Raw genomic sequence first — 16,730 nt, 5'->3', positions numbered from 1 at the left:
GACAATGCCGGGCGATGATAGGGAATAGGGGTTACAGACCGAGGCGCTCGCGCAGCATGGTCTCCAGCTTGTCCTGGTCGATGGCGAAGTTGCGGATCCCCTCCGCCAGCTTCTCTACGGCCATCGGGTCCTGGTTCAGCTCCCAGCGGAACTGGCCCTCAGACAGCGGGGCCGGACGGGAGTGCACCTCGCCCTGGTAATCCAGCTCGCGTACCACCTCAACGCTGGACTGCTCCAGCTCCTCCAGCAACGCCGGGCTGATGGTCAGGCGGTCGCAGCCGGCCAGGGCCAGGATCTCACCGGTGTTACGGAAGCTGGCGCCCATCACCACGGTGTCGTAGGCGTGCTCCTTGTAGTAGCGGTAGATCTGGCTGACGGAGATGACGCCCGGGTCGTCTTTGCCCTGGTAGTCTTCGCCGGTCTTGGCCTTGTACCAGTCGAGGATGCGACCGACGAAGGGGGAGATCAGGTAAACGCCGGCTTCGGCACAGGCACGGGCCTGGGCGAAGCTGAACAGCAGGGTCAGGTTGCAGTTGATCCCCTCCTGCTCCAGCTGCTCGGCGGCGCGGATCCCCTCCCAGGTGGAGGCCAGCTTGATCAGGATCCGCTCCGGACCCACCCCAGCCTGCTGATACAGACGGATCAACTTGCGGGCCTTGGCCACGGAGGCCTGGGTATCAAAGGAGAGGCGAGCGTCCACCTCGGTGGAGATGCGACCGGGGACGATCTTGAGGATCTCCAGGCCAATGTTCACCGCCAGCTTATCCGCGGCGTCTTCCAGCTGCTGGGCCGGGTCCTGGCTCTCTTGCTGAGCCCAGGCCACGGCGTCGCTGATCAGGGCTTCGTACTGGGGCAGCTGGGCGGCCTTAAGGATCAGCGAGGGGTTGGTGGTGGCATCCTCTGGGTGGTAACGGCGGATCGCTTCGATATCGCCGGTGTCGGCCACGATGGTGGTGAGGGATTTAAGTTGTTCGAGCGCGTTAGCCATGTGGTCAATCCATTACTAGCTGGGGCCCGCAGGCCCGGGGATCAGGGTTGTTCCATTAAAGGCGATTTGCCCAATAAAGCCAACCGGTTATGTAAATAAATTACAGTTTGTCCTTTATGAAATGCCGCCATCGGGGATGCAGGCTAATCGAGGAACAAGCTGATCGTTGCTTTTCGATCAGAATCCGACCGTTTTGCCCCCGCGTCCAGGCTGCCCCGTGTCGTGGTGAACAGCCGCTCCTCCGGGATCTGCCAGGCCTGCTGCAGGTGCAGTTTCACCGCTTCGGCGCGGCGCTGGCCCAGCAGCAGGTTGTAGTCCGAGTCGCCCTGCTGATCGGTGTAGCCGATGATCTCCGCCTGTGCACCGGGGGTGCTCTGCATATATTGGCCAATAGGGCCGAGCTGATCCCGGGCGGCCTCATCCAGATGATAGGAGTTAAAGCCGAACACCAGGGTGGTGGAGGCGGGCAGTGGCGATGGCAGGGCCACCCGGGCCCGGGCAATGGGGCTGTCCATGGGGCCGAAGCGGTACTTGAGCTGCAGCGAGTAGGTGGTGACGTCGGAGCGGGCGGACAGGGCGGAGACCTCCAGATCCTGGTACTGGCGGATCCTCGCGCCCAGTTGCCAGCGGGATTTAATCTGGTAATCCAGCCCTACGCCAATAAAGGGGGCGATGCCGCTGTCGCTGGCGCTGCCATTGGCGTCAGTGGCCTGGCTGTCGTACCAAAGTCCGCCCAGTTCGCCACTGACCACTAACTGATGGGGCAGGGGGACCTGGCCGCGCAAGGCGAATCGAAGACCATCGCCGGACAGTCGCTGGCCTAACTGTTCATTCCGAGACCACTCGGTGCCGCCCAGGTCGACATGGCCCACCTCCACGGCCAGGGGCTCGATAAAGTGCCAACCGGCGCTGATGTCCCATTGGGTGTCGGTGTCATCGCAGCGATCCGCCTGCTCGCTGCCGGGACAAAGATCCTGCCAATGGCTGCCACCGATGCCGATGCTGAGGTACCAGGGGGTCTCGTCCGTCGCCGCCAGGGCAAAAGGGCAGAGCAGGGCCAGCGCCCCTATCAATCCTTTCATAGTCACAATCCATTGTTTTATTGGATAATCACGTCCTGTTACTGATAAGCGTAGAAGGTTAAGGAAAGGCTTCCACCTGAGTCATATAACTTTGCCGCGGAGTGGTTTTGTGGTGATCTGTTGTGTCTAACCCTGAGTTGGCTGGATGCGCTGCTGTAAACTGCGGGTTGGGAAAATGATGCTGTGTGACCAAGGTCACGCGGTCTGGCAGATCAAGTATGCTAATGTTTCGGCCCGCTATTGGACGCACCGCAGCGTATTTATGCGGTGAATTAGAACAAAATTGCACGAAGTTGCCGGTAGCTGGCCAGGAAGGGCCGCAAGACCAGGAATGGAAGTTGACACTCAGTCGCCCCAGAAGAGGCACGACCTCGCCTTGGGCGCTCATATAGAAGAACGATTGTATGTTTGAATCTTTGCTAGGCGGTTTTGAAGCTGTCATCGATATGGCCAACGGCCTGCTTTGGGGCAGTGTCCTGATCTACGTATTGGTGGCTGCGGGTGTGTTGTTCACCGTGATGACCGGCTTTATCCAGTTCCGTCGCTTCGGCCACGGGGTCAAGCTGGTCAAAGAGGGCCGCAACAAGACCGACGGTATCTCCTCCTTCCAGGTGTTCTGCACCTCCATGGCAGCCCGTGTGGGTACCGGCAACATGGCCGGTGTGGCCGTGGCCATCACCGTGGGTGGCGCCGGCGCCATCTTCTGGATGTGGCTCATCGCTCTGCTGGGTATGGCGACCGCGTTCATCGAGTCCACCCTGGCTCAGGTGTACAAGGTGAAGGGCGAAGACGGTCTGTACCGTGGCGGCCCGGCCTACTACATGGAGCAGGGCATGGGTAAGCGCTGGATGGGCTCCCTGTTCTCCGTGCTGCTGATCATCGCCTTCGGTTTCGCCTTCAACGCGGCGCAATCCAACACCATCGCGGACGCCGTCAACACCGCCTTTGGTATCGACAAGGCCCTGCTGGGCGTGCTGATCGTGGCCGGTAGTGCCTACATCATCTTCGGTGGCCTGAAGAAGGTAGCCAAGGCCTCTGAGCTGATCGTCCCGGTCATGGCCGTGGCCTACCTGCTGATCGCCGTGGTTGTGCTGCTGATGAACATCACTGAGGTTCCGGCTGCCCTGGCGCTGATCTTCAAGTCCGCCTTCGGCCTGCAGGAAGCCGCTGGTGGTGCCATGGGTGCCATCATGGCCGGTGTGGCCCGCGGTCTGTTCTCTAACGAAGCTGGTATGGGCTCCGCCGCCAACATCGCCGCTTCCGCCACCCCGAACCCGAACCACCCGGCCTCCCAGGGTTTTGTTCAGATGATCGGTGTGTTCGTGGATACCCTGGTGATCTGTACTGCGTCTGCGGCCATCATCCTGCTGTCCGGCGTGCTGTCTGATCCGCAGGGTCAGGGCGGCATCGGCCTGCTGCAGCTGGCACTGACCAACGAGTTGGGTAGCTGGTCCTCCTTCTTCGTGGCCTTTGCCATCATCCTGTTCTGCTTCAGCTCCATCATCGCCAACTACAGCTACGCGGAAACCAACGTGAAGTTCCTGACCAAGAACAACACCGTACTGACCGTGTTCCGTGTTGCCGTACTGGCCATGGTAATGATGGGCTCCGTGGCCTCTCTGAACCTGGTATGGAACTTTGCTGATGTGTCCATGGGCCTGATGGCGCTGGTGAACATCATTGCCCTGGTGACCCTGTCCAAGGTGGCTATTGCTGTCATCAAGGACTACGAGTCCCAGCTGAAAGCCGGTGAGACCCCGGAGTTCAACGCCGGTACCGTTGCCGTGCTGGAGAAGCAGCTGCACTGCGATACCTGGAAAGAGACCGAGCGCGAGCCCACTAGCGGCCGCTAAGTCTCGATAACGGCAATCGTAAAAAGCCAGAAGCCACGCCTCCGGGCGTGGTTTTTTTGTGTCTGGCCCATTGATATATTGGGCCCATCAAATCTGCGAAACCAAGGATGCAACTATGTTGGCGGTGATCTCCCCGGCGAAGAACCTCGATTTTGACACGCCGGCCCATGTGCCGGCCTTCAGTGAGCCGGCGATGCTGGACCATGCCGAGGCGCTGATGGCCACCTGCCGTCAACTGACCCCGGCGGATTTGGCCAGCCTGATGAAGCTGTCGGATAAGCTGGCGGGGCTCAACGCCGCCCGCTTTGCCGAATGGCAGCCGCCCTTTACCCCGGACAACGCCAAGCAGGCGGTGCTGGCCTTCAATGGCGACGTGTATACCGGCCTCGATGCCAGCAGCTTGAGCGAATCCCAGCTGCAGCACGCCCAACAGCACCTGCGGATCCTGTCCGGGCTGTATGGCCTGCTGCGACCGCTGGACCTGATGCAGGCCTATCGGCTGGAGATGGGCACTAAGCTGGCTAACGTCCGCGGCAAGGACCTGTACGCCTTCTGGGGCAACCACATCACCGAGGCACTGAACCAGGCGCTGGCTGAGCAGGGCGACAACGTGCTGATCAACCTGGCCTCCAACGAATACTTCAAGGCGGTGAAACCCAAGGCGCTGGAAGCTCGGGTGATCACCCCGGTGTTTAAGGATCTGAAGAACGGCCAGTACAAGATCATCAGCTTCTACGCCAAGAAGGCCCGCGGCCTGATGGCGCGCTTTATGATTGAGCAGCAACCGCAATCGCCCAAGGATCTGGAGGCGTTTAACTACGCTGGCTACCGTTTCTCAGAGGCGGACTCCAGTGAAGACACCATGGTGTTCCTGCGGGACGAGCCGTGAGCCTGTCTATCCGTCCCCTGACTGAGCTTGATTGGCCAGGGGTGATGGCGCTGCAGCGCGAGGCCTACGGTGAGACACTGGTGGAGCCAAAATCGGTGCTACAAAGCAAGCAACGACTGGGGCCACAAAGCTGCTGGGGTGTCTGGCGTGACGAGTGCCTGCTGGCCTATTGCCTGGCCCACCCCTGGCCGCTGGGCACCCCTCCACCCTTGGGTCAGGTAGCCGAAGCGGATGCAGGAAAGACGATGCAGATGTACCTGCATGATATGGCCGTTTCCCCCCAGGCCCGGGGTCTGGGCGTTGCCAAGGCGCTGCTGGAGCAGCTTGAGGACGGAGCCCGGGCGCAGGGCTTCAGTCATCTGGCACTGGTGGCGGTGGCCGGTGCTGACGGCTATTGGCGTCGCCATGGCTTTACCCGGCAGAGGATCAGCAAATGCCTGGCGGACTATGGCGAGGGTGCTCGTTATAAGGTCAAGCCGCTGTAGCGAGCCAGGGATACGACAGAGAGGAAAACGCCGGTCTGATGACCGGCGTTTTTTATGGCTGTTGTTCTCAGACTTGGCTCAGGGCTGGGGCATGGGGATGGGACGCAACTCGGCCTCGGCGTTGGCCATCAGCCAGGCAAACAGGGTATAGACCGCGGCGCTTTGCTGGATCGCCTCGGGACGGATCTTATCCAGGGTATCGTCCGGGGTGTGGTGATAGTCGAAGTAGTCGGTGCCATCCATCGCCAGGCCCGCCACCGGTACCCCTAGCGGCGGCAGAACGGAGACGTCCGGGCCGCCCCAGGTCTGGTTGTGGCCCCGCTCGACCCCCAGCGGCGCCAGTTGCTGCTGCAGTGCTGTCATCGCCGGCAGCGCCTGTTCGTTAACCCGTGTATCGAACCGGTAGATGGGACCGGCACCGAAGTCCGCTTCTGCGGCCACATAGTGTTGTGCCAGGGTGTCCTGATGGGCGTCGCGGTAGGCTTTTGCACCGATCAGACCAATCTCCTCGGCGGCGTAGAGTACCACCCGGATGGTACGGGCAGGGCGCTGCTTCAGCGCCAGGATATGGCCGGCGGCGGCGGTCACGATCCCCACTCCGGCACCGTCGTCCAGCGCCCCGGTGCCCTCATCCCAGGAGTCCAGGTGGGCGCCGATCAGGACGATCTCCTCCGGCTGGCTTTGTCCGGTGATCTCGCCAATGACGTTGTAGCTGGTGGTTTCGCCATGATCCATCGCCTCCAGCTCCAACTTGACCTGGATCTTGGGGTCACGCTGCAGCATCCGGGTCAGCTGATCCGCGTCCGGGCCGGAGATGGCTACGGCAGGGATCTTGGCGACGCCGTCGACGTAGCGCATCACCCCGGTGTGGGCGAAGCGATGGGCACTGGTGCTGACGCTGCGCAGCAGCAAGCCAGCAGCGCCCTTCTTGGCGGCGGCAACTGCGCCCTGGCCCCGGGCCTTCACCACCGGGCCGTAGCCGCGCCCGTCCTTGAACCGCTCCATCCTATGGTCGATAAAGGCCAGCTTGCCTTTCACCTCGGCAGGGTCTGCTGCTTCCAGATCGGCCAGGGTGGCAAAACGTACGATGGGGGCTTCAATCCCCCCTTCCGGGGTGCCCACCGAGTTACCCAGGGCGGTGATCACCAAAGGCTGGGGGAAGGGCAGGGTGACACGGGCATCGGCGTAGCCTCGCTCCCAGTGAGGGATGGTGACCGGCTCCAAGCGGACATGGTCAAACCCCATCGCCTCGAACCGGGCCTTGGCCCAGGCCACCGCACGGGCATCGCCGTCGCTGCCGGCCAGGCGGGGGCCCACCTCGGTGGTAAGGCTTTCCACCACCTCGAAGGCATGGTCGCTACTCATCGCATGCTGGCGCAGGGACTGGGCATGGCTGAGGGTGTCAGCGGAAAAGGGGGTGGCGGCCGCGGCGCTGCTGGCCAGGGCAAGGGCGAGAAACACTGATCGCATGGGACGTCCTGTTATTGTTCTATTCCATTTCGAGCGGCAGTGTAACAGGTGTGGCCGGCGGCATTAAGTGCGGGCGCAGGGCCAGGGCGGGGGACTGTTATCGGGCTTGGGGCAAACGTCAGGCATAAAAAAACCGGCCAGGGGCCGGTTTTTATCGTTCAATTCAAAGCGCGATTACAGAGCTTTGATTTGCGCAGCCAGGCGGCTCTTGTGACGAGCAGCTTTGTTCTTGTGGATCAGGCCTTTGGTGGCCATGCGATCCAGGATCGGCTGAGCAGCTTGGAAAGCTTCGGTAGCAGCAGCTTTGTCGCCAGCGGCGATAGCAGCAACAACTTTCTTGGTGTAGGTGCGCATCATGGAGCGACGGGAAGCGTTGTGCTGACGACGCTTCTCACCTTGGATGGCACGCTTCTTAGCAGACTTGATGTTAGCCAAGTGCAAACTCCTAAAAACGGTGCAGTCTGGATTCTTACAAGGGTCGCGAATTTACTCAGTTCGCCCAGGGATGTCAATGACAGCGGGCAAATAAGCACCAAATCTACGATCTGGCGGCCTTATTTGGCCTTTCCCAACCCTCTTGGTTTAAGATGGGGCGAAATTCTAGCAGCATTCCCGTCTCGGTGACAGAGGCAGGGAATTTTTTTTGCGATTCCTTCATTGAGGCCGCCAAAGGGTGGCCTGCGCAGCGGCTTAGGGGCTTTTTTGAGTAAGAGATTGGTTCGTTCCGGGTTGGTGGTCAGCGCCATGACCCTGGTGTCCCGGGTGCTGGGGCTGGTGCGCGATGTGGTAGTGGCCAACCTGATGGGAGCGGGGGCCGCGGCCGACGTGTTCTTTCTGGCTAACAAGATCCCCAACTTCCTGCGTCGTCTGTTCGCCGAGGGTGCCTTTGCCCAGGCCTTTGTACCGGTATTGACCGAATACCAGCAAAAGGAGTCGGAATCGGCGGTGCGGGAGCTGATCGCCCGAGTCAGTGGCACCCTGGGGGTGATCGTGACCCTGGTGACCCTGGTGGGGGTTATCGCTTCGCCGGTGCTGGCGGCCCTGTTTGGCACCGGCTGGTTTGTTGCCTGGCTCGGTGGTGAGCCGGAGGGGGAGAAGTTTCTGCTGGCGGCACTGATGCTGAAGATCACCTTCCCCTACCTGTGGTTTATCACCTTTACCGCCCTGGCCGGGGCGATCCTCAACACCCTGGGGCGCTTCGCCGTGGCGGCCTTCACCCCGGTGTTTCTCAATGTGGCGATCATCGGCTGTGCGCTGTGGTTGTCACCGCAACTGGCGCGGCCGGAGCTGGGCCTGGCCTGGGGGGTGTTCCTCGGCGGCCTGATCCAGTTCCTGTTCCAGATCCCCTTCCTGCTGCAGACCAATACCCTGGTGCGTCCCCGCTGGGGCTGGCATCACCCCGGGGTAACCAAGATCCGCACCCTGATGATCCCCGCCATGTTCGGGGTCTCGGTCAGTCAGATCAATCTGCTGTTTGACACCTTTATTGCCAGCTTCCTGATGACCGGCTCCATCAGTTGGCTCTACTACTCCGACCGGTTGCTGGAGTTTCCCCTGGGGCTGTTTGGCATCGCCATCGCTACGGTGATCCTACCGGCGCTGTCCCGTCGCCATGCCGCGGACGATCCCACCCGCTTTGCCACCACCATGGACTGGGGGGTGCGCTCGGTGCTGTTGGTGGGGATCCCGGCGATGCTGGGCCTGATGGTGCTGGCTCAGCCGATGCTGATGGTGCTGTTTATGCGGGGTGAGTTCACTGTGGGCGACACCCAGATGGCGGCGATGAGCCTGTTGGCTTACGCCTCCGGCCTGCTCAGCTTTATGCTGGTGAAGGTGTTGGCGCCGGGCTATTTTGCCCGCCAGGACACCAAGACCCCGGTGCGCTACGGCATCATCGCCATGGTGGCCAATATGGGCTTTAACCTGTTGCTGGCGATCCCCTTTGGCTACGTTGGCTTGGCCCTGGCCACCTCCGCCTCTGCCACCTTGAATGCGTTGCTGCTGTATCGCGGCCTGAACCGCCAGGGGGTGTTCAGCCTGAGCCGGACCAGCCTGGGGCTGATCGCCCGCATGGCCCTGGCCGGAGCGGCGATGGCGGCGTTGCTGCTGTGGCTTTGTCCGGAGCAGGCCCAGTGGCTGTCCTGGTCTCTGCTGGAGCGGATCAGCCACCTGTTTGGCCTGATCGGCCTGGGTGCCGTGACCTATCTGCTGGCCCTGGGGCTGTTGGGGATCCGGCCGCGCCATCTGAAAGGGGCGTAAAGGCTGCTGGAAAACGTCAGCATTTAGTACGATTGGTATTAGTGGGTTTGCCTTTAGCTAAGGTATAATCCGGCGATTTTCGAGTCATAGGTGACCAGCGTTCCATGGAGCTAGTTCGCGGTATCCACAATCTGACCCCGGCCCACCGTGGCTGCGTGCTCACCATCGGCAACTTCGACGGGGTGCACCGCGGACATGCGGCGGTGATCCAGCGCCTGGTGACGGTGGCACGGCAGTTTGATGTCCCGGCCACGGTGATGCTGTTTGAACCGCAGCCCCAGGAGTTCTTCATGGGCGCACGGGCACCGGCCCGGCTTAACCTGTTGCGGGATAAGCTGGCCCGATTGGCGGCACTGGGTGTCGACCGGGTGCTGTGCGTGCGCTTCGACCAGGCCTTTGCCGGTCAGCAGCCGGATCACTTTGTCGAGCAGTTGCTGGTGGCACAGCTTGGCATACGCTATCTGGTGGTGGGGGATGACTTCTGCTTCGGCAAGGACCGTCGCGGTGACTTTGCCCTGCTGCAGAGCGCCGGCGAACGCTTCGGCTTCGCGGTGCAGGACACCGCAAGCCTGCGGCTGAGCGATGAGCGGATCTCCAGTACCGGGATCCGCAACGCCTTGGCGGCGGGGGACCTGGCCCTGGTGGAATCGATGCTGGGCCACCCCTACTGCATCAGCGGCCGGGTAGCCCATGGCGATAAGCTGGGCCGGACCCTCGACTTCCCCACCGCCAACATCTTGCTTAAGCGTCAGGTGGTGCCGGTGCAAGGGGTGTACGCGGTAACCGTGCGCACCGAGGACGGTCGCCAGCATGGTGGCGTGGCCAACGTGGGCCGACGCCCCACCCTGGGCGGCACTCAGAGCCGCCTTGAGGTGCACATTTTTGATTTTGACGCTGATCTTTATGGTCAGCACCTGCAGGTTGAGCTGGTGAGCTGGCTGCGGGAAGAACAAGCCTTTGCCTCTCTGGAGGCGTTGAAGGCCCAGATCCAGGCGGATGCAAACCAAGCCAGAAACCGGCTTGCAGACGCAAACCTCTTTGTTTGATTTACCGGATGGTGTGACCCTAAATGGTTGACTACAAAACAACTCTGAATCTGCCTGAAACCGAGTTCCCGATGCGCGGGAACCTGGCCAAGCGCGAACCTGAGATGCTCAAGAACTGGGACGAGAAGGCGCTGTACAAAGCGATCCGTGCCAGCCGCCAAGGTGCTAAGCCCTTTGTGCTGCACGATGGCCCTCCGTACGCCAACGGCGACATTCACATCGGTCACTCCGTCAACAAGATCCTCAAGGACATCATCATCAAGGCCAAGACCCTGTCTGGCTTTGACGCGCCTTATGTTCCGGGCTGGGACTGTCACGGCCTGCCCATTGAACTGAAGGTGGAGCAGAAGGTCGGCAAGCCGGGCCAGAAGGTCTCCGCTGCTGAGTTCCGCGAGAAGTGCCGCGCCTACGCCAAGACCCAGGTTGAGGGCCAGAAGGCCGATTTCATCCGCCTGGGTGTGCTGGGTGAGTGGGATAAGCCCTACCTGACCATGGACTACGGTACCGAGGCCAACATCATCCGTACCCTGGCCAAGATCATCGACAACGGCCACCTGCACAAGGGCGCTAAGCCGGTGCACTGGTGTACTGACTGTGGCTCTGCCCTGGCCGAGGCCGAGGTGGAGTACGAGGACAAGACCTCACCGGCCATCGACGTACGCTTCAAGGCGGACGACGCCAAGCTGGTGGCGGACAAGTTTGACTGCGCCGAAGGCCACCAGGGTGAAGGCCCGATCTCTGCGGTGATCTGGACCACCACCCCCTGGACCCTGCCGGCCAACCGCGCCATCGCCCTGCATGAGAGCGTGCAGTACGCCCTGGTTCAGGTTGAAGGTGAGCACAAGGAGCGCCTGATCCTGGCCGCCGATCTGGTCAAGGACGTGATGGACCGTGCCGGTATCGAGCACTACCACAACCTGGGCTACTGCCAGGGCAAGGCGCTGGAGCTGCAGCAGTTCCATCATCCTTTCTACGACATGCTGGTGCCGGCGATCCTGGGCGATCACGTCACCACCGAGTCCGGTACCGGTTGCGTACACACCGCCCCGGGCCACGGCCAGGACGATTTCGTGGTGGGCAACAAGTACAACCTGGAAGTGGCCAACCCGGTGGGCAACAACGGCGTATTCCTGCCGGATACCCCGTTGTTTGCCGGCCAGCACGTGTTTAAGGCCAACAACCCGATCATCGAGGTGCTGAAGGAGAAGGGCGCGCTGCTGCACCATGAGGCGTTCCGCCACAGCTACCCGCACTGCTGGCGTCACAAGACCCCGATCATCTTCCGCGCCACCCCGCAATGGTTCATCTCCATGGACCAGAACAACCTGCGCAGCCGCTCCCGTGAGGAGATTGAGCAGGTGCAGTGGATCCCGGACTGGGGTCAGGCCCGCATCGATACCATGGTGGAGAACCGCCCGGATTGGTGTATCTCCCGTCAGCGTACCTGGGGTGTGCCGATTGCGTTGTTCGTTCACAACGAAACCCAGGCCCTGCACCCACGCAGCGTTGAGCTGATGGAGCAGGTCGCCAAGCGCGTCGAGCAGGACGGCATCCAGGCCTGGTGGGATCTGGACGCGGCCGAGCTGCTGGGCGACGAGGCGGAACACTACAGCAAGGTGACCGACACCCTGGATGTCTGGTTTGACTCCGGTGTGACCCACGCCTCTGTGGTCGATGCCCGTGACGAGTTCAATGGCCACGGTGCCGATCTCTACCTGGAAGGCTCCGACCAGCACCGCGGCTGGTTCATGTCCTCGCTGATCTCCTCGGTGGCGATGAAGGACAATGCCCCCTACAAGCAGGTGCTGACCCACGGCTTCACCGTGGACGGCAAGGGCCGCAAGATGTCCAAGTCCCTGGGCAACGTGATGAGCCCGCAGCAGGTGGTGAACAAGCTGGGTGCCGACATTCTGCGCCTGTGGGTGGCCTCCACCGATTACACCGGTGAGATGACCGTCTCCGACGAGATCCTCAAGCGCAGTGCCGATGCCTACCGTCGTATCCGTAACACCGCCCGCTTCCTGCTGGCCAACATGAATGGCTTCAACCCGGCCACTGACATGGTCGAGCTGGACGACATGGTGGCGCTGGATCGCTGGATCGTGGCCCGTGCCCACGCCATGCAGGAAGAGATCGTTGCCGCTTACGACAACTACCAGTTCCACCAGGTGACCCAGAAACTGATGCAGTTCTGCTCCGTTGAGCTGGGCAGCTTCTACCTGGATATCATTAAGGACCGTCAGTACACCGCCAAGGGCGACGGCCATGCCCGCCGCTCTTGTCAGAGTGCGCTGTACCTGATCACCGAAGCCCTGGTGCGCTGGATGGCGCCGATCATGAGCTTCACCGCCGATGAGGTATGGCAGCTGCTGCCGGGCGAGCACGGTGAGTTTGTCTTTACCGACTACTGGTACGATGGCCTGGCGCCGATGGCGGACGATGCCGCCCTGAGCAATGACCAGTGGCAGCAACTGGTGGCGGTACTGGGCGAATTGAACAAGGCGCTGGAGCAGGCCAAAGAGCAGGGGATCAAGAACCGCCTGGAGGCGGATGTGACCCTCTATGCTGATGGCGATCTCAAGGCCCTGCTGGAACAGCTGGGTGACGAGCTGCGCTTCGCCCTGATCACCTCCAACGCCACCGTTAAACCCCTGGCCGAAGCCAAGGACGCGGTCAGCACCGAGATCGATGGCCTGCTGGTGGGTCTGAGCAAGACTGAGGCGGCCAAGTGTGAGCGCTGCTGGCACCACCGTGAGGACGTAGGCAGCCACGCTGAACACCCGACCCTGTGTGGCCGTTGTGTCAGCAACGTCGATGGCGACGGAGAAGCGCGTCAGTATGCTTAAAGAGGCCTGGGCTAAGCGTCCGGCCGCATGGACGCAAAGCGGTTGTCGTCTGCTCTGGATCAGCGCGGTGGCGCTGATCCTGGATCAGATCACCAAGCTGTGGGTGATGGCTAAGTTCGACCTGTATGAGTCGATCCCGCTGATCCCTTACCTGAACCTGACCTACGTGCACAACACTGGCGCCGCCTTCAGCTTCTTGGCGGATGCTGGCGGCTGGCAGCGCTGGGGCTTTGCCATCTTCGCCATCCTGGTGTCCATTGCACTGGTTGTGATGTTGCGTGCTGAGCGGGCGGATAACCGGGTGATCAACTGGTCTTACGCGCTGATCATCGGTGGCGCCATTGGTAACCTGATCGACCGCCTGGCCTACGGCTACGTGGTCGACTTCATCGATTTCTACGTGGGGAATTGGCACTGGCCGGCCTTTAATATTGCCGACACCGCCATCTGCGTAGGCGCTGGGTTGATGATCCTGGATGCCTTTCTGCAGCCCAAAGCCGACCAGGCCAAACAGAATGGAGAAGCCAAGTGAGTGATGTGGTTGTGGGCCCCGGTGCCCAGGTATTTATGCATTTCAACGTGGAACTGCCCGATGGCAGTGTGGCGGACAGCACCCGTGCCCACGGCAAGCCGGCCCGCCTGACCCTGGGCGATGGCAGCCTCAGCGCCGGCATGGAAAAGGCGCTGCTGGGCCTGGCCAAGGGCGACAAGAAGCGCTTCTCGCTGGCACCGGAGGAGGCCTTCGGCCAGACCAACCCGGACAACATCAAGCACATGGACCGGACCCAGTTTGCCGCCGATGCGGACCTTTCCGTCGGCACCATCATGGGCTTTACCGCCATGGACGGGAACCAGTTCCCCGGGGTGATCCGGGCGGTGGAAGGGGATTCAGTCACCGTGGACTTCAACCACCCGCTGGCGGGCCAGACCGTGTTGTTCGACGTGGAGATCCTCGATGTGATCACCAAGGAGGCACAATGAAGGTCTTGATGGCAAACCCCCGCGGCTTCTGCGCCGGGGTCGACCGGGCGATCAGCATCGTTGAACGTGCCCTGGAGCTGTTTGAGAAGCCGATCTACGTTCGCCACGAGGTGGTGCACAACCGCTACGTGGTGGATGGCCTGCGTCAGCGCGGTGCGGTGTTCGTCGATGAGCTCAACGAGGTACCGGATGATTGCATCGTGATCTTCAGCGCCCACGGCGTCTCTCAGAGTGTGCGTAACGAGGCCAAGGCCCGCGGCCTCAAGGTGTTTGATGCCACCTGTCCGCTGGTGACCAAGGTGCACATGCAGGTGACCCGTGCCAGCCGCAAGGGCACCGAATGCGTGCTGATCGGTCACGCCGGCCACCCTGAGGTAGAGGGCACCATGGGCCAGTACAATAATGCCGAGGGTGGTATCTACCTGGTGGAGTCACCGGAGGATGTCACCAAGCTGGTGGTTAAGGATGAAGCCAACCTCACCTTCGTCACCCAGACCACACTGTCGATGGATGATACCGCGGCGGTGATCGATGCCCTTAAGGCCCGTTTCCCTCAGGTAGAGGGGCCACGTAAGGACGACATCTGTTACGCCACCCAGAACCGTCAGGATGCGGTGCGGGAGCTGGCCGTTCAGAGCGACCTGGTGCTGGTGGTGGGTTCTAAGAACTCCTCCAACTCCAACCGCCTGCGCGAGCTGGCGCAGAAATCCGGCACCCAGGCGCAGCTGATTGACGGGGCTGACGACATCCAGAGCGAATGGCTCAATGGTGTCGACACCATCGGCGTCACTGCCGGTGCTTCCGCTCCGGAGGTGTTGGTGCAGGGCGTGGTGGAAGCGCTCAAGGCCCAGGGTGCGGTAGCGGTAGACGAAGCTGCAGGCCGGGAAGAGAACGTGGTGTTCCACGTCCCCGCTGAGCTGCGCTAAGCAGTTTCGCAAAGAAAAACGCCGGCATCTGCCGGCGTTTTTTTTACCAGCACTCTGCCGGGGTCTTGGCGTCGTTTTGGTTGAGGGTCATCGGGGTGCAGCTGACGGTGCCCACTTTGTCGTTGGTCTGGCTGCCCTTGGCGGTTGCGGTCAGGGTATAGGTGGTGGCTGAGGTGGCTGTCAGGGTGTAGGTGTAGTAGCTGCCATCCTCCGCCCCCAGGCTAGCACTGGTCAGGCTGGTCGGGGTGCCACTTTGGCAGTCTGCCGGGCTTTGGCCGTACTGACTGCAGCCGATGCGGTACTCCTCCAGCAGTAACTGGGCGCCGAGCAGGGCCTGTTTGGCGTCGGTCCGACGGGCTTCCTGGACAAACTGGTGGTAGGACGGCACCGCGATGCTGGCCAGGATTGCCACGATCGCCACCACGATCATCAGCTCGATCAAGGTGAAGCCTGAACGGGCAATAGCAGGAGTAGTTCGATTCATCCGTGATCCGCTCAAATCTAATAGTCTGTTCTAGTACACTTTAATCACTGGCTAGATTGATGTACAAGTGGATTGTACTGTTCGCACAGAGGAAGTGTGATGATTCCAACCACAAGGCGCAGACCTGCAAAGGGCTCTCGGGGCCTGACCCTGGTTAACCTACTGGTCGCCCTTGCCATCCTGGCGATCCTGTTAGCGATTGCCATGCCGTCGTTCACTGACATGGCGCAGAAGCTGCGCTTGCGCGGGGCGGCCTTCCAACTGCTGGAAACAGTGCACCAAGGCAAGAGTGAGGCGATCAAGCGCAACCTGGATAGCATCTCGTTGAAGTTCATCAACGAGACCGGCGGTGGCTGGTGCTATCGCCTGACTGACGTGCCAAACAGCTGCACCGCCTGCGCCCTGGTAGATGGCAGCGGCAATCCTATCGATCAAACCAACAAATGCGATATCAACGGCGACGGGATTGTACGTGGCGGCGACAGCAGCGCGTTCAGCTCGGTCACCGCCACGGCAAACTTTGGCGGCAACACCACTTTGAGCGTCCCAGGCCGGCGCAACAGCTTTACCGCCGGTAATGGGCGCTTTGCCCTGGGTGATGACCTGGCCATCTGTGTGGTGACCTCGAACGTGGGGCGAGCCCGGATCTGTACCCCCAATGACAAGGGCACTATCTGGGGAGTGGATGCCTGCGGAGGGACGGTATGCGCCAATTAACCCGAGGTTTCTCCCTGGTGGAGTTGATGGTCTCGATGACCTTAGGGCTGTTGATCCTGGCCGCCATGCTGGGCTTCTTTGTCTCCAATCTGAAGGCCAACAGCACCACCTTGGGGCTGGCCCGGCTCAACCAGGAGCTGCAGACGGTGATGGGCATGGTGGCCCGGGACGTCCGTCGGGCTGGCTACCGGGGGGACGCCATAGCCAATCGGGATATCGGCGACAAGGCCTTTATGTTTATGCCCGGCAGCCGCGACAGCGGCAGTTGGGTGGGCGAGCACATCGATAGCCTGGCCAGTGGCGGTAGCCACGATGCCGGCGGGCCCTACCAGTGCATCCTGTTGATGGCCGACCACAATGGGGACGCCGATGCCAGCACCGGGGTGGGGCCGAGCCCGGACGAGGTCAGTGCCTACCGCTACGATGCCACCAGCCTGGAGGTGGAGGTGGGAAGTTGGTCTAGCACCAGCGCTGTTACCACGCCCGCCTGCAGCAGCGCCAGCTTGGGCTGGCAAGGGCTGACCAGCGCCGATGTGGAGATCACGGCACTGGATTTCACCATGGACCCGGCCGTTGTGGCCGGGGAGTCGCGTGTGGTGCAGTCGGTCGAGATCAGCCTGAGTGGAAATTTGGCCGGACGGCCGGAGATCAGTCTGACATTGCTCGAAAGGGTGAAGATCCGAAACAACGTGTATTGAGGATAG

The 16,730-nt window shown here is 61.5% G+C and carries 16 protein-coding genes; 11 read left to right on the top strand and 5 right to left on the bottom strand.

Features of this window, described 5'->3' with window-relative positions; all coding sequences use genetic code 11:
* Positions 1 to 31: 31 nt before the first annotated feature.
* A complete protein-coding gene (gene tal / locus BUC04_RS12080; RefSeq protein WP_067664224.1) occupies positions 32 to 988 on the bottom strand; it encodes a transaldolase in 957 nt (318 codons plus the stop codon).
* A 143-nt stretch (positions 989 to 1,131) separates the two neighbouring features.
* Positions 1,132 to 2,070, bottom strand: a complete 939-nt coding sequence (locus tag BUC04_RS12075) for an OmpA family protein (RefSeq protein ID WP_067664222.1) — start codon at positions 2,068 to 2,070, stop codon at positions 1,132 to 1,134.
* Between the two features lie 404 nt (positions 2,071 to 2,474).
* Between BUC04_RS12075 and BUC04_RS12070 the strand changes: the two genes are divergently transcribed.
* From BUC04_RS12070 to BUC04_RS12060, 3 genes are all read left to right on the top strand, one after another.
* Entirely contained in the window at positions 2,475 to 3,923 is a 1,449-nt protein-coding gene (locus tag BUC04_RS12070) for an alanine/glycine:cation symporter family protein (RefSeq protein ID WP_067664220.1), read from the top strand.
* 115 nt (positions 3,924 to 4,038) lie between these two features.
* Positions 4,039 to 4,812 (top strand): peroxide stress protein YaaA, encoded by a 774-nt coding sequence (gene yaaA / locus BUC04_RS12065; RefSeq protein ID WP_067664218.1) that lies wholly within the window; start codon positions 4,039 to 4,041, stop codon positions 4,810 to 4,812.
* On the top strand, positions 4,809 to 5,297 hold the full coding sequence (locus tag BUC04_RS12060; RefSeq protein WP_067664216.1) for a GNAT family N-acetyltransferase: 489 nt from the start codon (positions 4,809 to 4,811) through the stop codon (positions 5,295 to 5,297). The genes yaaA and BUC04_RS12060 overlap by 4 nt, the downstream gene beginning before the upstream one ends.
* A gap of 78 nt (positions 5,298 to 5,375) precedes the next feature.
* On the opposite strand, the gene BUC04_RS12055 is transcribed toward BUC04_RS12060, so the two are convergent.
* Together BUC04_RS12055 and rpsT are read right to left on the bottom strand one after the other, a co-directional pair.
* Entirely contained in the window at positions 5,376 to 6,767 is a 1,392-nt protein-coding gene (locus BUC04_RS12055) for a M28 family peptidase (protein WP_067664214.1), read from the bottom strand.
* A 174-nt stretch (positions 6,768 to 6,941) separates the two neighbouring features.
* Entirely contained in the window at positions 6,942 to 7,202 is a 261-nt protein-coding gene (rpsT, locus tag BUC04_RS12050) for a 30S ribosomal protein S20 (RefSeq protein ID WP_067664212.1), read from the bottom strand.
* A 267-nt stretch (positions 7,203 to 7,469) separates the two neighbouring features.
* On the opposite strand from rpsT, the gene murJ reads away from it, so the two are divergent.
* The 6 genes from murJ (at position 7,470) to ispH (ending at position 14,825) form a co-directional block, all read left to right on the top strand.
* A complete protein-coding gene (murJ, locus tag BUC04_RS12045) occupies positions 7,470 to 9,026 on the top strand; it encodes a murein biosynthesis integral membrane protein MurJ (RefSeq protein WP_067664210.1) in 1,557 nt (518 codons plus the stop codon).
* A 104-nt stretch (positions 9,027 to 9,130) separates the two neighbouring features.
* Positions 9,131 to 10,072, top strand: a complete 942-nt coding sequence (ribF, locus tag BUC04_RS12040) for a bifunctional riboflavin kinase/FAD synthetase (protein WP_067664208.1) — start codon at positions 9,131 to 9,133, stop codon at positions 10,070 to 10,072.
* Between the two features lie 23 nt (positions 10,073 to 10,095).
* On the top strand, positions 10,096 to 12,918 hold the full coding sequence (gene ileS, locus BUC04_RS12035) for an isoleucine--tRNA ligase (RefSeq protein ID WP_067664207.1): 2,823 nt from the start codon (positions 10,096 to 10,098) through the stop codon (positions 12,916 to 12,918).
* Entirely contained in the window at positions 12,911 to 13,450 is a 540-nt protein-coding gene (lspA, locus tag BUC04_RS12030) for a signal peptidase II (RefSeq protein ID WP_067664205.1), read from the top strand. Before ileS ends, lspA begins: the two co-directional genes overlap by 8 nt.
* Positions 13,447 to 13,899 (top strand): FKBP-type peptidyl-prolyl cis-trans isomerase, encoded by a 453-nt coding sequence (fkpB, locus tag BUC04_RS12025; protein WP_067664203.1) that lies wholly within the window; start codon positions 13,447 to 13,449, stop codon positions 13,897 to 13,899. The genes lspA and fkpB overlap by 4 nt, the downstream gene beginning before the upstream one ends.
* Positions 13,896 to 14,825 carry a 4-hydroxy-3-methylbut-2-enyl diphosphate reductase gene (gene ispH, locus BUC04_RS12020; protein WP_067664200.1) on the top strand — a complete coding sequence of 310 codons (930 nt, stop codon included), beginning with the start codon at positions 13,896 to 13,898 and terminating at the stop codon, positions 14,823 to 14,825. Before fkpB ends, ispH begins: the two co-directional genes overlap by 4 nt.
* A 43-nt stretch (positions 14,826 to 14,868) precedes the next feature.
* Here the strand turns inward: ispH and BUC04_RS12015 are convergent, their stop codons facing one another.
* A complete protein-coding gene (locus BUC04_RS12015; protein WP_073325875.1) occupies positions 14,869 to 15,309 on the bottom strand; it encodes a type IV pilin protein in 441 nt (146 codons plus the stop codon).
* 99 nt (positions 15,310 to 15,408) lie between these two features.
* Between BUC04_RS12015 and BUC04_RS12010 the strand changes: the two genes are divergently transcribed.
* Positions 15,409 to 16,026, top strand: coding sequence for a pilus assembly FimT family protein (locus tag BUC04_RS12010; RefSeq protein WP_067664196.1), 618 nt, complete (start codon positions 15,409 to 15,411; stop codon positions 16,024 to 16,026).
* Positions 16,014 to 16,724, top strand: a complete 711-nt coding sequence (locus tag BUC04_RS12005) for a prepilin-type N-terminal cleavage/methylation domain-containing protein (RefSeq protein WP_067664194.1) — start codon at positions 16,014 to 16,016, stop codon at positions 16,722 to 16,724. The genes BUC04_RS12010 and BUC04_RS12005 overlap by 13 nt, the downstream gene beginning before the upstream one ends.
* Positions 16,725 to 16,730 lie beyond the last annotated feature (6 nt).

This window comes from Ferrimonas marina (assembly GCF_900129905.1).
GTDB lineage: Bacteria > Pseudomonadota > Gammaproteobacteria > Enterobacterales > Shewanellaceae > Ferrimonas > Ferrimonas marina.
Note: the sequence above shows the minus strand (reverse complement) of the source record. Positions and strands in the feature narration are given on the sequence as shown.